This is a genomic window from Corallococcus exercitus, assembly GCF_003611585.1.
Lineage (GTDB): Bacteria > Myxococcota > Myxococcia > Myxococcales > Myxococcaceae > Corallococcus > Corallococcus exercitus.
The window spans coordinates 1-4,752 of sequence record NZ_RAVW01000577.1 but is presented as its reverse complement, the minus strand read 5'-3'; the positions used below and the strand labels follow the sequence as shown (position 1 = coordinate 4,752).

The following is a 4,752-nucleotide window of genomic DNA, read 5'->3' as shown; positions in this document are numbered from 1 at the left end:
CCCCCGCCGGAGCCCGAACCGGAGCCCGAGCCCGCCCCCGCGCCGCCGGAGGAGCCCGCCCCATCCGAGGAGCCGCAGCCGGACGCCTCCTCCGAGGAGCCGCAGCCCGACGCTGGCATGGGCGAGTCCATGTCCGAGCCGGAGCCCGAACCCGCGCCGGTGTCCGCGCTCGCGGACAAGAAGAAGCTCGTCCCGCTCATCGTGATGGGCGTGGTGGGGCTGAGCTTCCTGGTGTTGATGATCGCCGTGCTCGCGGGCGCCTGAAGCGTCTCGGCCTGCTCCTGAAACGACAAAGGCCCCCGTCACAAGACGGGGGCCTTCGTATTTCCGGCGCCGGGGACTACCGGCCGGAGGAGATGCGCGCCACCGGCTGGATGTTCAGCTCGGGGGACAGCTCCTGGTAGCTGAGGATGGAGAACGAGGGGTTGAACTCGTACTCCAGCAGCTTGCGCACGTAGCGGCGGATGTCCATCGCCGTGAGGATGACGGGGCGCTGGGCGCTGGGCGGCAGGTGGCCGCACTCCGAACGCACCGCGCCGACGATCTCCTGGGCAATCTCCGGCTCCAGCGCCAGGTGGGCGCCCGCGGAGGTGCGCTTGATGGAGCTGCGGATGGCCTCCTCGATGTTCGGGTCCAGCAGGTACACCACCAGCGTGCCGGTGCCGCGCGCGTACTTGTGGGAGATGTAGCGGCGCAGCGAGGCACGGACATGCTCCGTGAGCATGACGTTGTCGGCCTCCACCTGCCCGTACTCCGACAGTGCCTGGAGGATGCCGCGCAGGTCGCGGATGGAGAGTTCCTCCTCCACCAGGCGTCCGAGGATGTCCGTCAGCTTCAGCACGTTGACGATCTTCGGGACGACCTCCTTCACGATGGCCGGGAACGCCTTCTCCAGCTGCTCCAGCATCGTCTGCGTCTCCTGCACGCCCACGAACTCGCGGGCGTTCTTCCGCAGCACGGCGGCGGTGTGCAGGATGATGTAGCCGGGCACGTCCCAGGTGGTGAGGCCCGCGGACTCGAGCGTCTCCCGGAACTGCTCGGGCACCCACGCGGCCGGCTGGCGCGTCGCGGGGTTGATGGCCTCGAAGCCGGGGATGTTCATCAGCTTGAGGCGCTCCACCGTGTCGTTCACCAGGATGTGGCCCAGGGTGGCCTGGCCGGTGACGACGGGGACCTCGTTGATTTGGATCTGGTAGGCCCCGGGTGGCAGGCCGCCGTTGCCGCGCGCGCGCACGCCGGGGAAGCGCACGCCCAGCTCCACGAAGAGGCCGTCGCGCATGAACGGGATGAGCTCGAAGAGGAACTTGCCGCCGTCCTGCCGCGAGTCCACGAAGGGCACCAGCGCGTCGGACACCTCCAGCACGATGGGCGTGACGACGGGGATGAACAGCTCCGAGTCCGGGTTGAGCTGCTCCTTGGGCGGAGGCTCGGCGGAGACCGGCGTGCCGAAGCTGGACTCCATCGCGGGGCCCGCCTCCTCGGCGGCGATGGCCTCATCGCGCTTGCGCATCATCGTGTAGGCGCCGAAGCCCGCGCCCGCGCCCAGCAGGAAGAAGGGAATCTTGGGGAGACCGGGGATGAGGCCCAGGCCCACGAGCATGGCCGCCGCGATGGCGATGGCCTTCGGGAAGGCGGTGAGCTGCGAGCCCACGTCCTTGCCCAGGTGCGCGCCCTCTTCCTCGCCGCCCACGCGCGTCACCAGGATACCGGCGCACGTGGAGATGAGGATGGCGGGAATCATGCCGACCAGACCGTCACCGATGGTGAGCAGCGTGTACTTCTGCGCGGCGTCACCGGCGGTCAGCCCCTTCTGGGTCACGCCGATGATGAGGCCGCCCACGATGTTGATGACCGTGATGATGATGGACGCGATGGCGTCGCCCTTCACGAACTTCATCGCGCCGTCCATGGCGCCGAAGAGCTGGCTCTCACGCTCCAGGTCGCGGCGCTTCTTCTTCATCTGGTCCTGATCAATGACGCCCGCGCGCAGGTCCGCGTCGATGGACATCTGCTTGCCGGGCATCGCGTCCAGGGTGAAGCGCGCGGCCACTTCCGCGACGCGCTCCGAGCCCTTGGAGATGACGATGAAGTTCACCACCACCAGGATGAGGAAGAGGATGGCGCCGACGACGAAGTTGCCCTGCACCACGAAGTTACCGAACGCGACCACCACTTCACCCGGGTCGCCGGTGAGCAGGATGAGTCGCGTGGTGGAGATGGTCAGCGACAGGCGGAACATCGTCGTGATCAGCAGGATCGTCGGGAACGACGACAGGTACAGCGCGCTGGGCACGTAGAGGGAGATGAGGAGCAGTACCACCGAGATGCTGATGTTCAGCGTCAGCAACACGTCCAGGATGATCGTCGGCAGCGGGACGATCATCATCGCCACGATGGCCACGACGACCACCGCGAGGACGATGTCGGAGTACTTGTTCAGGAAGCTGTTCGGATCGGCGTTGGCCATCGGCGAGCGCCATCCTAATCCGTGCCCGCCCCCGAGCCCAAGGGGGGGCCTTCCCTCCCCTGTCCGGGGAGGGAGCCTGCGCTCAGGTTACGAGCGGTCCTCGGGGGCTTCGGCTTCCGAAGCCTCGTCCGAGCTCTCCAGGGCCGCGGCGGCGAGCATGCGCGCACGACGGCTCAGGGGGTCCTTGTCCTCGGGGTCCAGCGACACGGCATGCTGGAAGTCACGGGCCGCTTCCATCGTCCGACCCTGGCGGAGGAACGCCTCACCGCGGTTGACGAAGGGCGTGATGTCGGTGGGGTCCAGCTCGATGGCGCGGTTGAAGCACGCCACGGCGGTGTCCAGGTCCTCCAGCGCCAGGTGGCAGGCGCCCAGGGCGGTCTGGAAGTAGGCCTCACTCGGGTCCATGGCCGAAAGCTTCTCGAAGATGGCCAGCGACTCGCTGAAGTGCCCGTCCTGGAAGAGATTGAAGCCCTCCGTGGCCCGTTCGAGCATCTCCGGTCCAGACAGGGGCTTTTCGTTGTCGTTCGACACCGTGGCCTTGGATTCAGTCGTCATCGGCGCGTTCACCGGGGCGGGAGCAGCAGCGGCGGGGAGTCTAGCCCGGGGTCCCCGTCAGTGCCAGACGGGGACCCTTCCAAGGCACGGGCTGAGGAACTACTTCGCGTCGTCGATCCGCTCCTGCACCTTCGCCATGATGTCGTTCATCGACTTGTCGATGATGGACTTGAAGATGTACTCGGCGGAGGAGGCCTTGTTGAGCTCCTTCTTGGCCTCGGCCTGGATCTGCTCAGGGGTCGCGTTCGGGTTGGCCGCGACGAAAGCGTCGACCTTGCCCTGCGCCGTCTCCAGCGCGCGCTTGCTGGACGACTCGTTCAGGATGGCCGTGTACGACTGGGCCAGGTCGTTCACGGCCTGACGGCCGGTCGCCTGCGCATCCGCGGCGGAGGTCTGCTTCGCGGCGGCCTGCTGCGGCGCCGCGGCGGAGGCCTGCTTGAGCTGCGTGCTGAAGGTGTTCAGCTCGCGCATGGCCTGGTTCGACGCGGCGGGATTCGCCTGGGCCGGGGCCGTGGTGCGGGCCGTGGGAACGCTGGAAGGGGGGCGGTTGATGGTGTTGGAGCTCATGGAGCCAACCTCGTTCGAAATGCGGTTTTCTAGGTTATCGGCGGAGAGGGTAGGAGAGTTTCCGGATCCCGAACAAGGGGCCGAGCGCTTCCCGAAGCCCGAAACGCCGCCGGCCCCGGACCGGCACTCCCGAAGGAGCACCAGCGCGGGGCCGGAGCGAACCACTCAACCTGTCAGCGACTACTTCAGGTTGTTGATGGCCGCCATCGCCATCTCGTCCATCTTCTTCATCAGGTTCGTGATCGTGCTCATGATCTGCGAGTCCTGCTGAACCTTCTTCTGCGCCTCCAGGAAGCCCTTCTGCTCCGGCGGGGCCTGGGCGATCATGTCGTCCATCGAGGAGCGCTGGGAGTTGGAGGTGCTGATGGCGGTGGAGAGGACGTTCGCGAGGCCGCTGGCCATGGTGTGCTCCTTCAGGAGGACGACGAGAGGTTTGTACCGCGACAGCTACAAAAAGATTATCGGTGGAGGGGGGCCGGAGTTTCCTGGGTGATTTCCAGGATCATTTCCTCCGGCTTCCGAGCCCGCGCCGAGCCTCCCGACGGGGCAGTCTAGCGCAACCCACCACCTGGCTGGAAACGCCGCCGGCCCCGGACCGGTACTCCCGAAGGAGCACCAGCGCGGGGCCGGAGCGAACCACTCAACCTGTCAGCGACTACTTCAGGTTGTTGATGGCCGCCATCGCCATCTCGTCCATCTTCTTCATCAGGTTCGTGATCGTGCTCATGATCTGCGAGTCCTGCTGAACCTTCTTCTGCGCCTCCAGGAAGCCCTTCTGCTCCGGCGGGGCCTGGGCGATCATGTCGTCCATCGAGGAGCGCTGGGAGTTGGAGGTGCTGATGGCGGTGGAGAGGACGTTCGCGAGGCCGCTGGCCATGGTGTGCTCCTTCAGGAGGACGACGAGAGGTTTGTGACCGCGACAGCTACAAAAAGATTATCGGTGGAGGGGGGCCGGAGTTTCCTGGGTGATTTCCTGAAATCATTTTTCCCCTGCCGCCGAGCCTGAAGCCTGAAACGCCGCCGGCCCCGGACCGGCACTCCCGAAGGAGCACCAGCGCGGGGCCGGAGCGAACCACTCAACCTGTCAGCGACTACTTCAGGTTGTTGATGGCCGCCATCGCCATCTCGTCCATCTTCTTCATCAGGTTCGTGATCGTGCTCAT

5 protein-coding genes and 1 pseudogene are annotated in these 4,752 nt (G+C 66.4%); 1 reads left to right on the top strand and 5 read right to left on the bottom strand.

Annotated features, from left to right (window positions below; all coding sequences use genetic code 11):
- A pseudogene (locus D7W79_RS44075) lies at nucleotides 1-264 on the top strand (FHA domain-containing protein); the annotation flags it as partial.
- A gap of 76 nt (nucleotides 265-340) precedes the next feature.
- Here D7W79_RS44075 and sctV read toward each other — a convergent pair.
- The 5 genes from sctV to D7W79_RS38905 form a co-directional block, all read right to left on the bottom strand.
- Nucleotides 341-2,467, bottom strand: a complete 2,127-nt coding sequence (gene sctV / locus D7W79_RS38925; RefSeq protein WP_120530294.1) for a type III secretion system export apparatus subunit SctV — start codon at nucleotides 2,465-2,467, stop codon at nucleotides 341-343.
- Between the two features lie 87 nt (nucleotides 2,468-2,554).
- On the bottom strand, nucleotides 2,555-3,022 hold the full coding sequence (locus D7W79_RS38920) for a tetratricopeptide repeat protein (RefSeq protein WP_120530293.1): 468 nt from the start codon (nucleotides 3,020-3,022) through the stop codon (nucleotides 2,555-2,557).
- 99 nt (nucleotides 3,023-3,121) lie between these two features.
- Nucleotides 3,122-3,589 (bottom strand): hypothetical protein, encoded by a 468-nt coding sequence (locus D7W79_RS38915; RefSeq protein ID WP_120530292.1) that lies wholly within the window; start codon nucleotides 3,587-3,589, stop codon nucleotides 3,122-3,124.
- A 180-nt stretch (nucleotides 3,590-3,769) separates the two neighbouring features.
- A complete protein-coding gene (locus D7W79_RS38910) occupies nucleotides 3,770-3,991 on the bottom strand; it encodes a hypothetical protein (protein WP_120530291.1) in 222 nt (73 codons plus the stop codon).
- A gap of 253 nt (nucleotides 3,992-4,244) precedes the next feature.
- On the bottom strand, nucleotides 4,245-4,466 hold the full coding sequence (locus D7W79_RS38905; protein WP_120530291.1) for a hypothetical protein: 222 nt from the start codon (nucleotides 4,464-4,466) through the stop codon (nucleotides 4,245-4,247).
- Nucleotides 4,467-4,752: the final 286 nt, after the last annotated feature.